General features: G+C 59.2%; 13 protein-coding genes and 2 rRNA genes (1 of these 15 cut by a window edge). 8 read left to right on the top strand and 7 right to left on the bottom strand.

The window, feature by feature from the left end; genetic code table 11:
- Both H5U02_05375 and rrf read left to right on the top strand, forming a co-directional pair.
- Positions 1–795, top strand: a 23S ribosomal RNA gene (locus tag H5U02_05375) (it extends 2,215 nt beyond the left edge of the window).
- A gap of 26 nt (positions 796–821) precedes the next feature.
- Positions 822–932 (top strand): 5S ribosomal RNA (rrf, locus tag H5U02_05370).
- 133 nt (positions 933–1,065) lie between these two features.
- On the opposite strand, the gene trpS is transcribed toward rrf, so the two are convergent.
- Complete coding sequence (trpS, locus tag H5U02_05365; protein ID MBC7341864.1) at positions 1,066–2,085, bottom strand: tryptophan--tRNA ligase; 1,020 nt, start codon at positions 2,083–2,085, stop codon at positions 1,066–1,068.
- Positions 2,086–2,377: 292 nt separating this feature from the next.
- On the opposite strand from trpS, the gene H5U02_05360 reads away from it, so the two are divergent.
- Complete coding sequence (locus H5U02_05360) at positions 2,378–6,877, top strand: HAD-IC family P-type ATPase (GenBank protein ID MBC7341863.1); 4,500 nt, start codon at positions 2,378–2,380, stop codon at positions 6,875–6,877.
- Here the strand turns inward: H5U02_05360 and H5U02_05355 are convergent.
- The gene (locus H5U02_05355) at positions 6,874–7,158 is read right to left on the bottom strand and encodes a hypothetical protein (GenBank protein MBC7341862.1); all 285 of its coding nucleotides are present in this window, start codon (positions 7,156–7,158) and stop codon (positions 6,874–6,876) included. The genes H5U02_05360 and H5U02_05355 overlap by 4 nt on opposite strands.
- Positions 7,159–7,341: 183 nt before the next feature.
- Here H5U02_05355 and H5U02_05350 point away from each other — a divergent pair, with 183 nt between their 5' ends.
- Together H5U02_05350 and H5U02_05345 are read left to right on the top strand one after the other, a co-directional pair.
- Positions 7,342–8,394, top strand: coding sequence for a hypothetical protein (locus tag H5U02_05350; protein MBC7341861.1), 1,053 nt, complete (start codon positions 7,342–7,344; stop codon positions 8,392–8,394).
- Entirely contained in the window at positions 8,391–8,810 is a 420-nt protein-coding gene (locus H5U02_05345) for a hypothetical protein (protein ID MBC7341860.1), read from the top strand. The genes H5U02_05350 and H5U02_05345 overlap by 4 nt, the downstream gene beginning before the upstream one ends.
- 93 nt (positions 8,811–8,903) lie before the next feature.
- On the opposite strand, the gene H5U02_05340 is transcribed toward H5U02_05345, so the two are convergent.
- From H5U02_05340 to H5U02_05325, 4 genes are all read right to left on the bottom strand, one after another.
- Positions 8,904–9,347, bottom strand: a complete 444-nt coding sequence (locus tag H5U02_05340; protein MBC7341859.1) for a hypothetical protein — start codon at positions 9,345–9,347, stop codon at positions 8,904–8,906.
- Positions 9,331–9,669, bottom strand: coding sequence for a type II toxin-antitoxin system prevent-host-death family antitoxin (locus H5U02_05335; protein MBC7341858.1), 339 nt, complete (start codon positions 9,667–9,669; stop codon positions 9,331–9,333). The genes H5U02_05340 and H5U02_05335 overlap by 17 nt, the downstream gene beginning before the upstream one ends.
- 400 nt (positions 9,670–10,069) lie before the next feature.
- On the bottom strand, positions 10,070–10,273 hold the full coding sequence (locus H5U02_05330; protein ID MBC7341857.1) for a hypothetical protein: 204 nt from the start codon (positions 10,271–10,273) through the stop codon (positions 10,070–10,072).
- Positions 10,274–10,302: 29 nt separating this feature from the next.
- Positions 10,303–10,563, bottom strand: a complete 261-nt coding sequence (locus H5U02_05325) for a hypothetical protein (protein MBC7341856.1) — start codon at positions 10,561–10,563, stop codon at positions 10,303–10,305.
- A 278-nt stretch (positions 10,564–10,841) separates the two neighbouring features.
- Here H5U02_05325 and H5U02_05320 point away from each other — a divergent pair, with 278 nt between their 5' ends.
- From H5U02_05320 to H5U02_05310, 3 genes are all read left to right on the top strand, one after another.
- Positions 10,842–12,089: a mandelate racemase/muconate lactonizing enzyme family protein gene (locus H5U02_05320; protein ID MBC7341855.1), complete on the top strand. Its 1,248-nt coding sequence runs from the start codon at positions 10,842–10,844 to the stop codon at positions 12,087–12,089.
- Positions 12,090–12,835: 746 nt separating this feature from the next.
- Entirely contained in the window at positions 12,836–13,432 is a 597-nt protein-coding gene (locus H5U02_05315; protein MBC7341854.1) for a magnesium transporter CorA family protein, read from the top strand.
- A gap of 198 nt (positions 13,433–13,630) precedes the next feature.
- Complete coding sequence (locus H5U02_05310; protein MBC7341853.1) at positions 13,631–14,269, top strand: TraR/DksA C4-type zinc finger protein; 639 nt, start codon at positions 13,631–13,633, stop codon at positions 14,267–14,269.
- 48 nt (positions 14,270–14,317) lie between these two features.
- On the opposite strand, the gene H5U02_05305 is transcribed toward H5U02_05310, so the two are convergent.
- Positions 14,318–17,500: hypothetical protein (locus H5U02_05305; GenBank protein MBC7341852.1), on the bottom strand; the 3,183-nt coding region annotated here is incomplete at its 5' end.

The raw sequence follows: 17,500 nt of genomic DNA, 5'->3' as shown, positions 1-17,500 counted from the left end.
TGTACAGGATAGGTGGGAGGCACCGAAGCCGGGACGCCAGTCCCGGTGGAGCCGCCCTTGGGATACCACCCTTGGAGTGCTGAAGTTCTAACCCAAAGCCGTCACCCGGCTCGGGGACAGTGTCAGGTGGGCAGTTTGACTGGGGCGGTCGCCTCCCAAAAGGTAACGGAGGCGTCCTAAGGTCCGTTCAGCGCGGTTGGGAATCGCGCGTTAGAGTATAAAGGCATAAACGGGCTTGACTGCGAGAGGGACACCTCGAGCAGGGACGAAAGTCGGGCTTAGTGATCCGGTGGTTCCGAGTGGAAGGGCCATCGCTCAACGGATAAAAGCTACCCCGGGGATAACAGGCTTATCTCCCCCAAGAGTCCACATCGACGGGGAGGTTTGGCACCTCGATGTCGGCTCATCGCATCCTGGGGCTGAAGTAGGTCCCAAGGGTTGGGCTGTTCGCCCATTAAAGCGGTACGTGAGCTGGGTTCAGAACGTCGTGAGACAGTTCGGTCCCTATCCGTCGCAGGCGCAGGAAACTTGAGAGGGTCTGCCCCTAGTACGAGAGGACCGGGGTGGACGGACCGCTGGTGTACCAGTTGTCCCGCCCGGGGCACCGCTGGGTAGCCATGTCCGGAAGGGATAAGCGCTGAAAGCATCTAAGCGCGAAGCCTGCCTCAAGATTAGGTTTCCCACCGGGTTAACCGGGTAAGACCCCTGGAAGACTACCAGGTAGATAGGCCGGAAGTGTAAGGGGGGCAACTCCTTAAGCGGACCGGTACTAATAGGTCGAGGGCTTGACCAGATGCTATGCGGTTTTGAGGGAGCAAGTTTCTGGCGGCCATGGCGGAGGGGAAACACCCGTTCCCATCCCGAACACGGAAGTTAAGCCCTCCAGCGCCGATGGTACTGGGTTATCCCGGGAGAGTAGGTCGCTGCCAGAGAATAGTTGACAGGGCCCCGAGGCCAAAGGCCTCGGGGCCCTGGTGTATGTATGTGACTCATTGCTCAAGTACAGCATTGATGGCCTTCATTTGTTCCCGATTAGGAAAGTCACCTTCCCACCCTCGCTTAAGGTTAGGCCGGGTGGAAGTAATTGATCTTCATGGCCTCGCGGACCTGGCCCAGAGTCTCTTTGGCTACGGCTCGGGCCCGCTCGGTGCCTGCCATCAGGATTTCATCCACCAGTTTGGGGTTAGCTTCGTACTTGGCCCGCCTTTCTCGCATCGGTTCCAGCAAGGCATTTATGGTATCGGCCAACCGCTTCTTGCAAGCGACACAGCCGATGCCACCCTTCTTGCAGGAATCCTCGATTTCGGGAATGACCTCCTTAGCGAAGGCTTGGTGATAGTGAAAGACGGTACAGATATCCGGGTGCCCGGGGTCGGTGGCGCGAATCCGGGCCGGATCGGTTACGGCATTTTTAACCTTGCGCTCCACTTCTTCCGCTGGGTCGGAAAGGTTGACGGCATTGTCCAGCGACTTGCTCATCTTGGCCGCCCCATCCAAGCCCATTAGCCGTGGCACTTCCCCTACCAATGCCTCAGGCTCTACCAGCACTGGGGCATAGAGGCTGTTAAAACGCCGGACGATCTTACGGGTCAATTCAATATGGGGCAATTGGTCCTCCCCCACCGGCACCAGGTTGGCCTTGCAGAAAGTAATGTCGGCGGCTTGGCTAACCGGGTAGCCCAGAAAACCGTAGGTCATGTCGGTGTACCCTCTTTGGGCAGCCTCGGTCTTGATGGTGGGATTGTGGCGCAGCACGTTGACGGTGACCAACATGGAATAGAAGACGGTCAGCTCGGCGATTTCGGGTACTAGGGATTGGACAAAAATAGTGCATTTATTAGGATCAATGCCCGCCGCCAGGTAATCCAGGGCCACCTCCCGGACATCTTGGGCTAGCTTCTCCGGTTCCTCAAAATTGGTGGTAAGCGCCTGGACATCGGCAATAATTAAAAAGGTGTCATAATCATCCTGCAAGCGCACCCGGTTTACCAGGCTGCCTGCATAATGGCCCAAGTGCAGTTTCCCGGTGGGTCGATCCCCAGTCAGTATGCGTCCTTTTTTCTTAGCTTCTTTTGCTGTCGTCATTTCCGATTCCTTTCCCAACTTAACTTATTGTAGGCCGGTTTTAGGCTGTGGCCCCATTGCTCTTACTCTTAATTATTCTATCCTGGATCGCTCGAATTGTCATCCTCGGTTGTGTTATGGCCCCTCGGTTTAGCTTCATTGATGGCCTAATTCTCGATCCCGGCTATGTGTTCTTCTCGAGCTACCCAAACCGAAGGGCTCCCAGTTATGGGCATGCACATAACTGGGCCGGCGGCTGGCATACTAAGACTTAGCCCAATTGAAACCGCCTGGCAGGGAAGGGAGATTGGTTTTGGCAAAGGCGCATCCGCAGGTGGTGGAGCTCGCCCACTATCTTCCCGGTCGAGTCCGTTTTGTCATTGCATTACGGTTAAATAAGGTGGCCATGGAGGCGGTAGCGGCCCAGGTAGCCCAGCGCTGGCCAGTGGAGCGGATCGAAGCCAACCCTTGGGCCCGATCTTTGACCTTCCACTATGTCCCTAGCGCTACAAAGGCTGCTGGCCCGGGCCGAAGCCAGGCTGCTTTAGGCATACGGGCGAACCTGGATCCTTTGGGCGCGAAGATCGGGGATGAGCTGGCGGCGGCGGTACAAAAGTTGGTAGGCGCTGCTGGCCAATCTGCTCCAGCGGCCACCGGTGCATCCGTAGGGGCAGGAGCTGGCCGAGTCCCCGCCTCGTCGCCATGGGAGCCGGAGAACCGTCCGCTGAAGCTACAGATTGCCCAGGTGGCCCTGACCGGGACTCTATTGGCGGCGCCTTCCCCGCCGTACTGGTTTAACCTCTCGGCTCTGATAAGCATCATTTCCGGTTATCCCCAACTAAAAAGTGGCTTGGGACAGTTGGCCCGCGGCCGGATTAATTACGACCTTCTCTTGGCCCTGGCCAACCTGATTTTGATTACTCTCAACCGGAACGCCCTGGCGCTGTTGGCGGTTTGGCTGGAAAACTTGCTTGCTTTGGCTGAAAGCTTGGTGATTATCGGTTCGCGGCGGACGGCAGCCGAAGCTATCGAAAGGGAAGAAGCCCACCTGTTCCCGGGAGACGTGCGGAGCCTGGAGCCCACCATTGAAGCCGAGGCAGAAGCAGAAGCCAAAGCGCAGGTAGAAGCTAAGGCTTACCCTGCGCCTTGCGTTCGCACCCTATTCGATGCCCAGGTTTATGCCGAGAAAGAAACCGCTAGGACCGGAGGGGTAGCCCTTTTGACCTATGCCTTATCCCGGAGGCCCGATCGTGCCCTGGCGGTGCTTTTATCGTCGGTGCCGGCAGCAGCGGTGCTGGCCGGGCCGGCTACCTACAGCTTGGCTACAGTCAGGGCTTCCCGCCGAGGATTGAAGGTGTATCGGACGGGGGCGCTGGCCAAGGCCGGGTGCGTCGATGCCCTGCTTCTAGGGCCAGAGATCGTTGCCCTACCCGGCCACGAGCTGGACGCTGCGGCCATGAAAGCCTTGGTGGTTGGCCTTAAGAAACGAGGCATAAGCAAGGTGGGCCTGGCTGTGGCTGGGGCCAGCGAAAGCCTCAAGGCTAGGGTAGAGGCTCGAGCGCAAGATTGGGGAGTAGAGCTGGCAGACTCTTCCTCCCGCTACCAGGCCGTGGAGAGCTGGTGCCAGCAGGGTCTAAGCGTTGGTTATGTGGGAGTGGCCCGGCAGGACATAGCGGCGCTAAGAAGAGCTGACCTGGGCATCAGCTTCAGGGAAGCTCCGGCGGCGGTCCGGGTTCAGGCGGGACTGGTTTTAGAGACCGGCCCGGCGGGGCTCTTGGAACTTTTTGACCGGGCCTTGGAAGCAAAAAGGATCGGCGCCCAAGGATTAACCGTAGCCAAGGGCTTTAACTTGAGCGGCATGGCCTTGAGTCTGGCTGGGGTGCTGTCGCCGGCGTGGGCGGCTTATTGGAACCACCTGGCTTTGCTAGCGGCTATCGCCAATGCCGGACGGATTAGCCGGGGTCCGGTTCAGCTCCAGGCGAGTCGCCTGCGTTCACAACCCAGGCTGGCCGACGCTAAAAGTGGCTCAAAGCAGCCAAGAGCCCTCCCCTGTCCTCAGGCTTGGCAGTTGGCAGCCCGGACGGAGGCGATAGCCAGGAGCGATTTCTTGGCCAAAGCTCTGGGCACCGACCTGGACTGGGGGCTGACCATGAGGGAGGCCAAGCGGCGGTGGCAGGCCTATGGCCCCAATCTGCTTCCCCAGCTACGGCCGGTTTCCTTCTGGCACCGGCTGGGGGAGCAGTTTCGGGGTTTTGGCACTGGACTGCTCCTAGGGTCAGCTTTGCTATCCCTGATCCTGGGGCGGGTGGCCGATGCCGGGGCGATCATCCTGGTGGTCGGCCTCAATGCCGGGATAGGCGCCTGGCAGTCGTACAAGTCGGATCGGGCCTTAGAAGCCTTACAGCAGATAGCTCCGTCCCGGGCCCTGGTGATTCGCGGCGGCCGCCCCCGCAGCCTGCCCACCAGCCAGCTGGTACCTGGGGATATCCTGCTCCTGCGGGAAGGAGAGGTCATAGCCGCCGATGCCCGGGTGGTGGAAAGCGATGGGCTGGCGGTTGATGAAGCGCCCTTGACGGGAGAATCCTTTCCGGTAACCAAGAAGAGCAGCACCAACGGCAACCAGGATGAGGATCTGCGCTACCTGCTGGTCTTTAGCGGCACCCACGTGGTTCGGGGTCAGGGTCGGGCTCTGGTGCTGGCCACCGGCCCGGCCACGGAGATGGGCCGGCTGGCCTTGCTCATGTCTCAGCCGGGCCGGCGCCGGTTGACAGTGTTGGAACGGCGGCTGGACCGGCTTAACCGCACCTTAGTAAAAGGCAGCTTGGCGGCTGCGGCGGTGGTGGGCGCTAGCACCCGGTGGCGGGGAGCGCCGCTAAGCGAAGCCCTTATGAATGGCATTAGCCTAGCCGTAGCCGCCATTCCCGAGGGGGTGACGGTGATGGTCAGCTTGGCCTTGGCCATTGGCGCCCTGCGCATGGCCCGGGTTAAAGTTATGGCCCAGAAGCTTTCCGCGGTAGAAACCCTGGGCCAAGCCACGATAATCTGTACCGATAAAACCGGAACCTTGACTGGCAACCGCTTGACCGTTACCCAGGTTTATGCTGACGGAAAGAACTGGGATTTAGATGCGGCCGAGCCGGGCGGGTGGGATCAGAGCGTACAGCTTCAGCTTTGCCTGCTGGCTGGATTCATGGCTAGCCAGGAAGCGGGAGAAGCTAACGGTCATCCGGGAAACGGCCTATCCCGGCGAGCAGCCGCCAAAGACCCCATCGACAGGGCGCTGCGGCAGGCAGCTCTGGATGTCGTTCCCGGCTGTGAAGACTTGCGCCAGGAGTGTTCCTATCTGGGATCCATTCCTTTCACCTCGGACCGCGCCCGCATGAGCACGCTTTTCCGGATGCCGGGAGGAGAAATAGCGCTTTTTGCCAAGGGCTCTCCGGAAGTGATTCTCTCCCGGTGTGCTTACATCTATAGCGCTCAAGGCTTAGTTCAGCTCACCAATGCCGACCGCCAGGAGCTTATGCAGGCTAACCGAGAAATGGCAAACCGGGCGCTAAAGGTCATCGCCTTGGCCTGCCGGGTATTGGATCCATGTTTGCCTGTTCTTTCATCGCTGGATCAAGGCCAAGCCTTAGTGGAGTCGGCGGAGGAGCTGGAGCAAGATTTGATCTGGCTTGGCTTGGCCGGCATGTGGGATCCGCCTCGCCCAGAGGTGCCGGCGGCTTTAGAGTTGTGCCGGCAGGCAGGCGTGAAGGTATTGGTACTGACCGGCGATCAGAGCTCTAGCGCTGCCGCCCTGGCTCGGCGGCTCGGCCTCCTGGGGCCTAGCCAACAACCTTATACCGGCCAACAGCTGGCTGCCCTCAGCGATCAAGAACTGGTGGGAGAAGTGGAGAGAATAGCGGCCAACCCGGTAGTAGCCCGGGTGACCCCCGAAGATAAGCTGCGGCTGGTCAAGGCCCTCCGCCAAAAGGGCGAGGTGGTGGCCATGATCGGGGATGGGATCAACGATGCTCCTGCCATCAAGGAGGCTGATATCGGGATAGCTATGGGCAGCGTTGGCACCGAAGTGGCCAGGCGGGCGGCTGACCTGGTGCTTTTGAATGATAATTTTGCTACTGTGGTCAAGGCCATCGAGGAAGGGCGAGGCATTTACAGCAATATCCGCCGGGCTATACGATATCTACTGGCCACCAATGCAGCCGAGATCATGCTAGTCCTTACCTGCGCCGTTTTCGGGAAACCCCTGCCCCTCTTGCCGGTGCAGATGCTGTGGCTGAACCTTTTGGGCGACGGCCTGCCAGCTTTAGCCTTGATCTTGGATCCGCCAGAACCGGGGCTGATGCAGAGGCCACCCCGCGCTCCTGGCGAAGACCTATTTGCCGGCCAAATGGGCCATAAGATCATCATCCGGGGCGCCAGCATCGGATTGGCTAGCGGCATAATTTACCTCCTGGGCCTAACTTCTGGCAACCTTGCCTGGGCCCGAACCCTGGCTTTGACCAGTCTAACCGTGAGCCAGCTCCTGCATACCCTGGACTGTCGAGACGAGAAGCATAGGGCCAAGCCTTCTGGGGAACAGGTTGGCGGGGGCTCACCCGGCCTGGCAGTCCCGGCTACCTTGGCGGTTTCAGGGCTTTCGGTTTTGGCTGCCCTATACTGGCCTTGGTTGGGTAGGTTGCTTCGCACCGTACCCTTGTCCGGGCGCGATTGGGTAGCAGTGCTGGCACAAGCAGTATTATCAAGCCAAATCGATTTCGGCTTGCGCCGGCTCTGCTTACCGGCGCCGGCTTTGGCCAATTGTTACCATTAGGTCTCTTCAGGCATTACACCGGCTTTGACCTCATCTGCGGACGCAGGATTAGAGCGGCGGGCGCGAATTTCTTCTACCAGTAATTCCCATGCACCTTTGATCTTATTTCTGGCTTCGGCTAAGGCCAGGCCTGCGGCTATGGCACCGGTGGCCACTCCCACCGCGCCGCGCCGGAGTCCTTTGCGAATCATAGGCGAAGCCAGAAGCACGGTGGCGACACCTATGGCGCCCCATGCCCAAGGTGTAAGCCTGGTTCGAGCTAGCCAGCGAAAGTTTGCCATCTGAACCCACCTCCTTATCAAGTACGCTTGATAGGTCTAATAGTTTTAATCTGTCCAGCTGTCTGCGACTAATTCTGCCAATTGCTCGCAAAACCTGCATATTTATCCTCAAAAGCAGCTATCCTAAAGTCATGAACTTATTGCCAGGTCCGGCAAAGCCATGGTGGCAGGAGGTGGATTGGATTGCCTAGTGCGGAAGGGAGGACCTACCAAAGTTCAGAAGCAGAGGAGGAGAACCGGGAAGAATGCTTGGCGCCAAGAGAAGCCCGGGCCGATGATTATGGCCATTGGGAGGATCTGAAGCGGGAGCTCCAGGAAGAGATGGTCCAGAGGCTTGAGACTCTGCTTGAGCAACGGCGCCGAGGAGAAAGGATGGGGCGAGCCGGGAGGCGGCGCCGGGAGCCGGCCAATTGGCGAGGCGACTATGGCTTGAACGGAGCCGGAGGCGAAGGTCTTGGCTCGGAAACTGGGGTTACGGATTCCCGCCGGGCTCGATCGCGGATACGCCGGGAAGTGCTCTCTGGCCTTCGGGCTGCCGAAGCCGATTGGCGCCGGCGGCGCCGCAACCCTTATGCCCGCATTGGCGATGCCATCGTAGATGATTTGTTGGAGCAAGCCCAAGATTACGGGCTAAGCCCTTCCCAGTTGGCCCAGGTCATGGAAGGAGAAATGGGTAGCTGGTGGGGCCGGCTGCGCAGTTTTCTATCTTCCCCTCAGGGCAGGTATTTTCTGGCCGGGGCCTTAGGAACCGCTTTCCTATTTACTGCCGGACCGTCGCTGGGCAAAACTCTGAGACCGGTGCTCCGGCAGGGGGTTCACGGTCTTATTGCCCTATCCGATCAGGTACAAGGTTTTATCGCCCGAACCCAGGAAGGGCTAAAAGATATTGTGGCCGAGGCCCAATACCAGTATCAGCAGGGCCGTGCCCAAGCGGCGGCGCTCTCACCGGCACCGCCCGCGCCCGACCAGGCGGTCACGACCGGGGCGGTGACCGCCGGGGCTGGAGCCGGGGCTGGGCTCGGCGGCGAGCCAAAAACTAATACCATCCGCTCGGCTTCGGTCGATGGCGCTGCCAGGGACGGGCTGGCCCAAGCGGATGGTGCTAGTCCGGGCGGAAACTCGCCTTCCGACGATGACCTGAAAGACTTTAATCCAGGCTTTCCCATATGGGCTCAATCACCTCAACCAGATTCAAGAACCCAGTCCCGGATCGAGGCAGGTGACCTGGGGGAATGACCAGACGAGAGGAGAAACGCCCTTTGCGGGTGCGACGGATTCAGGCTACGGTTGCGAGCAAGGCCCCCCGGACGCTGGCCTCTGCCGCAAAAGCTTCCAATAGTAGCCAGCCCGAGAGCAGGCTCAACTCCCAAGCTAAATCGGTTTCCAATTCTGGCCTGCCGGTGAACGACCTTCGAGAGTTGGAGGCGGTTTTAGAGCGGATCACGCCGGACTTGGAGAAAGCCATGGACTTAACCTTCAGCTTGATTTTGGGCCGCCAGAAGGAAGCTGCCATGCGCGCCTGGGCCCGCCAGGCGGCCAGATGGTGGGATCTTGCCAAGCGGAAAGGAGAAGCTACCGGCCAAAACTTCCTGGCTGGCCTGAACCTCCTTACCTTACGGAAATACTTCCTCCAGGAAAGCCAGCGCCGGTAACCTGAAAGGATAAAGCTCTCATAAAGCCGCGCTCAGAGCCCGGCTTGGCCCCAGCGCTGGCAAGCCTTGGCGGAGCCAGCTGCCGCTGGTTGGCTAAGGCCGGGCGGCCAACCACTCTTCCGGGGTTAGCACCGGCACCCGCCCCTTGCCACGGACATGCTTGGGGTTCCAAGTAACGATGCCTATTTCGTAGGCTTCAGCTTCTTTTAGGAGTACGGCATCTCCAAAGGTCATGCCCCTAGTGACGTAGCCATTGCCTAACTGGATTAGGTACTCTTTGATAGTTGCGTTGGGCGGGCTTACGTAAGGGTCCAGGACTCGGATGGGGTACACTTGGTCAAAAGAATAAAGCCATAGAGCCAGTTCCTGATCATTGAGATTGAAGGAAGCTACTCCACATAGTTCTAGCAAAGTGAAGATTGAAATACCTGCCAGTTCCTTATCAAGCTTATCCAAAAAAGTTCGGTTGATCTGGTACCTGGCATCTTGCCGGAAAAAGCGGTCGATTAAGATTATGTTGCTATCTACTAAGACCATAAGGATCTCCTTTAAGGGCTCTATCCATTTCCTCCCAGGAATCAAAACCCCTTACCTTTTTTGAAGTAGATTCAAACTCGTCCCTCAGCTCTTTTGTCGACATCTTTTTTAAAGCTGGATATTTCTCGGCTATATTCTCCTTAATTTGTTCATAGATGCTGGTGGACCCAGCCCCGATAACATCTTGTGGCGAGTACATTTTTAATGTGGCCACTGGCTTCCCCCTCCTAGTAATGATCAACACCTTCCCACCCTCCGCCTTTCGGAGCAATTCTGTGGTGCGATTCTTGAGATCCCTAGTATTAACAAACTCGGAGCCCATTTTCTAACCCCCACTTTGCTTATCGGTTGCTATAATTATAGCAACCAACCTCCTGAGTCGACAAGATTGAGGTCTCGGGTGAGGTTGGCGCTTTTTGGTGGTAGGTATGCGGAAGGGCGCAGGGATTAAAATTCGGAAGGAAAGCCGGGGGCCGACCTTAAATCAATTAAGGTCGGCCCCCGGCCGCTGTTGCCCCGTCCCCAATGGTAACAGCCGGTGGATGCTCGCGGGAGGTTTCCGGCGGCCCTAAGACTGCCGGCGCAGGGACGGGGCTAGCCTGGTCAAATCTAGGCCGAGCCCCTTGCTACCAGCCTTGCTACCAACCTCAACCGTAGCCCTGGCACCTAGCGGCCTACTGGCCGTAGTGCCCCTTGGGACAGGACTCATTTCTGGACCCACCCTAGTACATAGGCGGGTCGTCATAGCCTCCGTAGTGGCGGATCATGGCCCGGAGGTCTTCCATCTCCCTTTTCTCCCGCTCAATCATAACTTGAATGATGCCTCTTACTCCCTCGCTGGGCTCAGCCGCGGCAATCCGGGGCCAAAGGGAAAGTTCCTCCTCGTCCAAACGTAGTACCTTGCGCAAGGGATCGGTCCAACTCATTTTTTGCACCTCCTATCCTTAAGGGTAGCCTATTCTTCTGACTTGGCCTTGTCCCCGCCTTCGGCCTGATACGGGTCATAGGGCGGGTAATAAGGCGGTCTGCCGGCATACTCCACGTGCCCTAGGTGGTGGTTCCAGAAGAAGACCTCCCTTAGCTCATCTTCAATGTGGCGCAGAAGCTTGTAGCGGATGACGATGTTGGGGGCCATAGCAGCGGCCTCGGCCAGGAGCCGGATCTCTTCCAGGTCGATCTCGAGGGCACGCTTGACTTCTCGATGCACCCCATCCATAGGCCTAAACCTCCTTTTACCGTCTAAGGTTTTTGAGGTAGGTCTTTTCCTTCCTCGCCCTCAATCTATGCTGTTGTTTTCCAAGAGGTGCAATCCTTGGGGAAGCTGGGAGGAGTTGCATTACCTCCCCGGGCACACCGTACTGGCCCGGCCGTGGCCTCGTCGTTCTGTGACACGCCACTTGCCGTTCTTGAACTGGCGCCCGGAGCGTGCTATAGTGAAGGAGCGGCGTAAGCGGCCCCAATTCCAAGACATTCCGAGAAAGCGAGGCGCTGAGCATGAAAATTGCGCGGGTTGCCCTCTATCACGTTTCTATACCTTGTCCAGCTCCTTTTTATCCGACCTGGATTCCTGGTTATCCCCAGACCCACAATACTTTTGATCTGATCCGCCTGACTACTGACGAGGGCATTGAGGGGTGGAGCGCAGGAGCGGCCATGGGGCGTGAGCGGGAAGGGTTGGGCGACCTCATCGGCGCTTATCTAATTGGGCTTGACCCCACCAACATCGACTTAGTTCACCAGCGATTGAAAGAAGCTTCATATCTGGGATGGCGTAACTACTGGATCGAGCCAGCTTTTTGGGATATAATCGGCAAGGCCAAGGGCCAGCCGGTTTACGAGCTGTTGGGCGGCAAGGCCCGGCGCCTTCCGGTTTACTGTTCCACCGGAGAGTTGCATTCGCCCGAGCAGCGGGCAGAAGAAGCCCTCCAGATCAAGGCCAAGGGATTTAAGGGGATCAAGCTCCGGGTCAAATCGCCCCACTTCCAGGATGATGTGGCCCAGCTGCGGGCGGTTCGGGAAGCCTTGGGATCGGACTACCTGATTGCCGTAGATGCCAACCAGGGTTGGCGGGTGACCATCGTTGACGATATTCCCGCCTGGACCTGGGAGCGAGCGGCAGAATTTGCCAAGGCTTGCGAGGATTATCAAATAGCCTGGCTGGAGGAACCCCTGGACGCCCGGGATTATGATGGCTTAGCCCACCTGCGCACCAAGGCCAGGACCAAGATTGCCGGGGGCGAGCTCAATTATGGCTGGGATGAACTTAAAATCATGCTGGAAAAGCAAAGTTTAGACATTTACCAGCCCGATGCCACCTTTGCCGGGGGCATTGCTACTGCCCGTCGGGTGATGCAGGCCTGCCGGGAACGAGGACTAGGGTTTTCGCCCCATACCTGGACCAACGGCATTGGCTTTTACATTAACCAGCAAGTGATGCTGGCCGACCCAGAGAACGATCTGCCCCTGGAGTACCCTTATGAACCTCCAGGCTGGGTACCTGAGGTTCGAGATGGGATTCTTACTGAGCCTATAAAGGTGGACTATGATGGAACGGTGGATCCACCTACGGCGCCAGGCCTGGGCTTCAGCATTGATATGGAGAAGCTCAAGCGCTACGGCAAGAAATTCTATGAAACTAGCCAAGCCGGGCTGGCCATCAACCTTATCCGCTCCAAAGGCTTGCGCCAGGCCCTGCCGCTGATGATGAAAAAACGGCAGGAAGGTAAAGGCCAAAAGGTTTAGTTCCGGCATTGGCGGCGGGCCCGCGGGACTGGCCGGGCAGCGGATGGGTCGGCTGGTAGATGGCGGGGCAGACGAGGGGACAGCCGGGACGAGGGGCGGCTTATTGGCCGGTCCGCTGGATTAGCCGGGCGGCGGGCAGGTTGGTAGAAGGTACAGGCGGGTCGGTGGTGGAGGCGCGGGCGCGCGGGCGGTCGGACCGAACACCGGGAGCATGGGCGGGCCGCTGGCAAGCGCAGGACCATTAGCTAGAAAGAAAGGGGGGAAGCAAGGTGCTTCGGATTTACAAGACAGTCGGTGAAGAGCTTATGGCAATTGACAACCTAGGGGAGAAGGGTAGCTGGATCAACCTGGTAAACCCTACTCCCGAAGAGCTGGCGCAGGTAGCTTCCCATACCATCATCTCCCGGGAGCTATTGGAGTACCCTCTAGATGAAGAAGAAAGCTCGCGGATTGAGACCGAAGAGGGCCAAGTGCTGATTATTATTAAGATCCCGGTGGTTCGGGACAAAACCTTTGATACCCTGCCTTTGGGCATCATCATTACCGATGAGCTGGTGGCTACTGTATGCTTGGAGGACAATGAACTCCTCAACGAGTTTGAGCGCTCTCGGTTGCGGACTTTTTATACTTATAAGAAGACCCGTTTTCTCCTGCAAATCCTTTATAAAACTGCGGCCCTCTATTTGCGCTACCTGAAGCAAATCGACAAAAAGAGCGATGAAATCGAGCGCCGCCTGCACCAATCCATGAAGAATGAGGAATTAATTAGCCTCCTCGGGTTGCAGAAGAGCTTGGTTTACTTCACTACCTCGCTCAAAGCCAACGAAATCGTCATGGAAAAGCTGCTGCGCTCGCAGTTAGGCTGGGACCCGCATACTGGGGCGCCGGCCCCAGGTTGGTCAGGTTGGCAGGCGTTATCGTTTTCTACTGAAGCGAGGGGCGAAGCATCCGATTGGCGGCGCGAGTGCGAGCCCGACCGGGTGCAGGTGGAAATGGCCCAGTCGCAGCTTATCAAAATGTACGAGGAAGATCGGGAGCTTTTGGAGGACGTGATTATTGAAAACCGCCAGGCCATCGATATGGGCGATATTTACACCCGCATCCTTACCGAGACCATGGATGCTTTTGCTTCAGTAATATCCAATAACCTCAACATCGTGATGAAATTCCTTACTGCGGTTACTATTGTGCTGGCCATACCCACCATGGTGGCCAGCTTCTACGGCATGAACGTGCCTTTGCCTGGCCAACAGGCGCCCTGGGCCTTTTCGGCGGTGGTGGGGGCCTCGTTTCTCCTCACCTTGGGTACGGTAATGGTATTTGTCAAGCGCCGCATGTTCTAGAGATCCAGCAAGAGATGCCTTTGCGGCTACGGACACGGAGGTCCGATCGGCCGGGAAGCCCGCCGGAACCTAAGACGGAGCTTTGAGTGGCTCAGCGAAGGGTTACGGAGCCAAGGAGTAGCGGGCCAGCCAGCCAAGAGCAAACAAGTTTTCGTAGTGGAGTTATCGCAGGGGAGTTATCGCAGGGGAGGAGTGGATATGGACCAGGAAAGGACGGATTGGGAAAAGGCGGTAGAATTTCACGGGCACAGCTGTCCGGGGCTGGCCAGCGGCTATCGAGCGGCCAAGGCGGCGCTGCGGGCCTTAGGCGTAGGCGGGCGCGCGGCGGATGAGGAGCTGATAGCCATTGCTGAGACCGACTCCTGCGGCGTGGATGCTGTCCAGGTGGTCACCGGCTGCACCGCCGGCAAGGGCAACCTCTTCTTCCGCGATTACGGAAAGCACGCCTATACCATCGGCCGGCGCAGCGATGGCCGGGCGGTACGGGTAGTGGTAAAGGACCTAGGCCGCCACCAAGGAGGCCTATCTGTAGGACAAGGAGCGGGACCCAAGCCGGACGAGCTCCGGTCTAAAGTCATGGCTGGCCAGGCTAGGCCGGAGGAAGAGGAGCAGTACCGGAAGCTCCAGGCGGAACGAGTGCAGCGCATCCTGGAAATGCCGGAGGAAGAGATCTGCCAAATCCAGGAAGTCAAGCTGGATTTCCCGGACAAGGCGAGGATCTTTTCTTCGGTAACCTGTGCCCGTTGCGGGGAGAAGGTCATGGAGCCAAGAGCCCGGGTGCGGGATGGCCAGATTGTCTGCATTCCCTGTTCCGAGCTCTATGAGCGGCGCTGGTAAGCGCAAGTAGCCTTGCGCCGCCGGCGCCTCTGTGGCCGTAACGGCCGATTAGAGGACGGTTTCCTGGTCCTTGGCTAGGTCGTAATGCCGATAAGTGTCCTCGGGCTTATCCTGTAGATAGACGTGCTGGTAGGCTTCCCTGGGCCGCTGGGGCCCGGCCATGTGGCGGTAGAGTTCCCTGGCCTCGCTGGCGCAGCTAGGACAGGCGCGCCAGGGGATGCTGATGGCCAGGATGTTCCGGGAGCCGATTCCTGGTCCCACTGCCCGGGAAGCGATGAAGCTGTACCCTAGGCAGTCCTCCCGGGGACAATCCTTGATTCTTTCTTCCTGTAGCTCGCGGATGCCATCGGTATCATAGAAAACCGACCGCCGGGTGGACCAGTAACCATCCCCCAACCGGTAGCTGCCATCATAGACTTGGCCCCGCTGCTGCCAGATTTCCCGCACTCTGGCCACTAGACCCTTGGTGTAGGAGCGGATCTCCTCGCTTTCTTTAAGCCCTCCGGTCGGATAATCGGGTTCCCTTACCCAGGAATAGTCCATCCCCGCTAGCGCTAAAATCAAGCCCAGATTGACGTAGGGCAGGGCAGTTTCAATGGCGTAGCCGCCCTCAAGTACTGCTAGGTCGGGCTTGAGCTTCTCGGTTAGCCGGGCGTAGCCCTGAGCGGAAAAGCTCATGTTGGCCAAGGGATCGGTATAATGGTTGTCCTGGCCGGCGGAATTGACGATGATTTGAGGCTGAAACTCCTCCAGGATGGGCAAGATGAGCTCATCTAGCACATAGTGGAGAGTAGCGTCGGTGCTTCCGGGCAAAAGGGGGATGTTGATGGTAAAGCCTCCGGCATTGGGCCCGCCCCGCTCACCAGGGAAGCCGGATCCGGGATAAAGGGTGCGCCCATCCTGGTGGATGGAAATAAATAGGACGTCGGGATCATCGTAATAAATGTCCTGGGTGCCATCGCCGTGGTGGACGTCGGTATCAACGATGGCCACCCGCTTCACTCCGTAGTGGCGGCGCAAGTATTCGATCATGATGGCTTCATTGTTGATGTTGCAAAAACCACGGTTGCCGTGGGCGATGCGCCGGGCATGGTGGCCGGGCGGGCGCACCAGGGCAAAGGACCGGGTTACTTGCCCCTCCATGTAGGCGCGGGCCAGCAGGATGGCGGATCCGGCGGCAATCAGGTGAGCCTCGGTCACTTGGTTTTCCACCTCAGGGATGCAAAAATGAGCCCGGGCTACATCTTTGGGGCTGCAGGGCTGGGCCTTGTACTCACGGATGGCCGGGAAATCCATCAGCCCTTCCTCAAAGATCTGGTCCTTAGTATAGAGCAAGCGTTCTTCTCGCTCGGGATGGGTGGGCTCAATGGCCCAGTCGAAGGCGGGGAAGAATACTAGGCCGAGCTCCGGCCGCACCAGGGAAGCGGAAGCGATATCGGGAGCAGGGCCACCTAAGGCGGGGGCGACGCCTGGCGCGTCGGCAGATTGGCCGCTAGCCCCCGTGGCGGCGCTGCCGGAGCCAATAGCCTCGCCACCGGCGCCCGGAGCGGGGGCAGCTCCGCCAGCTTGGGCGGTGGGCCCAAGTCCTCTGGCAACGCTAAGATCGGACTCGGTGCCGACCTCACCAGCAGCGCTACCCGATTCCGGCAGGGGCAGGAGCGGGACAACCAGCCCCGGTGGCAGCTGGGCTCTTATTTCTAGGATTCTTCCCACCGTGCGCCAGCCCCGCACCACGTTGAAGCTTTCACTATAGACGATCTCGGGCTGCCAATCCCCAGTTCCCGCAGGGGCAGTTGGCAGGCCAGAGCCTTCCGTGCTAGGTGCACCCTGGCCCTCCGGGTCAGTTGGCGCGCCCGCTCCACCTCGGCCAGTTGCACCCAGGCTATCCGAGCTGTTCCTACCGGTCAGCCCGCCTTGATCGCCTGGGCCGCTTTCCCTGGCCGGAGTAGCGGAGAACCGAGCCTGCCGATTTGCTTCCTGGATCAATAACCTCTGGACTACTGCTTCGGCTTGCTCCGGGGTTAACCTAGTCCCGGAGCTTATTCCCAATTCTTCGAGCTCGCCTTGCTGTCCGGTTTCGGCTACCTGGTAGCGGCTTTGTTCAGTATCGGCCCGCCAGGTGAGGTAGAGGGTGGGCCGGGCCAGGGCAGCGCCCACTGCGTTGGCAGATTGGTAGTAAGGCGGAAGCCAGTACCGGCAGCCCAGCTTCTGAGCTAGGCGGGGGGCGATGGCGGCGGCTGCCGCCCCGATGCCAATGATCAGGTCGGGGCGGGCCGTGCGGCCCTGCATGATTTCCCACACCCGGTAAGCCGGCTCCTCGCGCCAGGCCTGAAACATGGCTTCTACCGACGAAGCTAGGTCGAATACGAATTGCTCCACCACCACCTGGGCCAACCGGCTGAGGCCGGCAGCCTCTCCAGCATCGCCGTCCGCTGGCGTGGTTCTCGAGTCGGGCATCAGGCGGCCTAGGGCGGCCTTAGCCCGGTCCCGGTCCCCTATGCTGGCCTCTCCCAGGTAGCGCAAAGCATCGGTGAGGGTAGGCGCCGGGCCGCCCAAGCAAGCTGCTGGTCCTAGGCGCTCCGGGCCGATGCGCAGGTCCAGCCCTTCCCCCTCCCGCCTGACCTGAGAATCTCCTCCCCGGGGGAGAGATCGAACCGCCAGCGCTCGGACGTGGGTAAAGAGCTGGCTTGCACCTGATGGCGCTCCCGGCCAGGCCAAGGCGGCACCCTTGCTGGCCAACAGGGGCTGGCCGTTAAGAATTAAGGCCAAGTCGGTGGTGGTGCCGCCGATGTCGATTACTACCGCGGTCAATGGGGAGCCCTCGGTTCCCGGTAGCCGCTCTGAGCCGGAGGCGGCTTGGCCCAGGGCCAGCGCCCCCAGGGCGCTGGAAGCTGGTCCGGAAAAGATGGTTTCCACCGGGTGGCGCTTGGCTTGGGCCAGCGGCAGGGCGCCGCCATCGGCCTTAACTACGTAAGCGGGAGCAGCTATACCCCTTTTCTCCAGCGCCGCTTCCACCTGCTCCCAAAATCCTTGGTAAGCCTCCTGGGTTACTGCAGTTAGGGCGGTAGTCACCGCCCGGCGGGGCAGGTTGAGCTGGCCGCATAGCTCGTGGCTCAAGAATAGCTTCAGCTCTGGGTAGTGCTGGGCGGCCAAGTCCCTGACTTTAAGCTCATGGGCCCAGTTACGGACGGCAAATTTGCCGGCCACTGCTACCCGCTGGACTCCTGCTGC

This window comes from Clostridia bacterium, from assembly GCA_014360065.1.
Taxonomy (GTDB): Bacteria; Bacillota; DSM-521; order Neomoorellales; family JACIYF01; genus JACIYF01.
This window is presented reverse-complemented; position numbering and strand designations above follow the sequence as displayed.

What these genes read in the sequence shown, in the direction of transcription:
- trpS (MBC7341864.1), bottom strand. Translation starts at nt 2,085, where the DNA reads ATGACGACAGCAAAAGAAGCTAAGAAAAAAGGACGCATACTGACTGGG.
- H5U02_05355 (MBC7341862.1), bottom strand. Translation starts at nt 7,158, where the DNA reads ATGGCAAACTTTCGCTGGCTAGCTCGAACCAGGCTTACACCTTGGGCA.
- H5U02_05345 (MBC7341860.1), top strand. Translation starts at nt 8,391, where the DNA reads ATGACCAGACGAGAGGAGAAACGCCCTTTGCGGGTGCGACGGATTCAG.
- H5U02_05340 (MBC7341859.1), bottom strand. Translation starts at nt 9,347, where the DNA reads ATGGTCTTAGTAGATAGCAACATAATCTTAATCGACCGCTTTTTCCGG.
- H5U02_05335 (MBC7341858.1), bottom strand. Translation starts at nt 9,669, where the DNA reads ATGGGCTCCGAGTTTGTTAATACTAGGGATCTCAAGAATCGCACCACA.
- H5U02_05330 (MBC7341857.1), bottom strand. Translation starts at nt 10,273, where the DNA reads ATGAGTTGGACCGATCCCTTGCGCAAGGTACTACGTTTGGACGAGGAG.
- H5U02_05325 (MBC7341856.1), bottom strand. Translation starts at nt 10,563, where the DNA reads ATGGATGGGGTGCATCGAGAAGTCAAGCGTGCCCTCGAGATCGACCTG.
- H5U02_05320 (MBC7341855.1), top strand. Translation starts at nt 10,842, where the DNA reads ATGAAAATTGCGCGGGTTGCCCTCTATCACGTTTCTATACCTTGTCCA.
- H5U02_05315 (MBC7341854.1), top strand. Translation starts at nt 12,836, where the DNA reads ATGAAGAATGAGGAATTAATTAGCCTCCTCGGGTTGCAGAAGAGCTTG.
- H5U02_05310 (MBC7341853.1), top strand. Translation starts at nt 13,631, where the DNA reads ATGGACCAGGAAAGGACGGATTGGGAAAAGGCGGTAGAATTTCACGGG.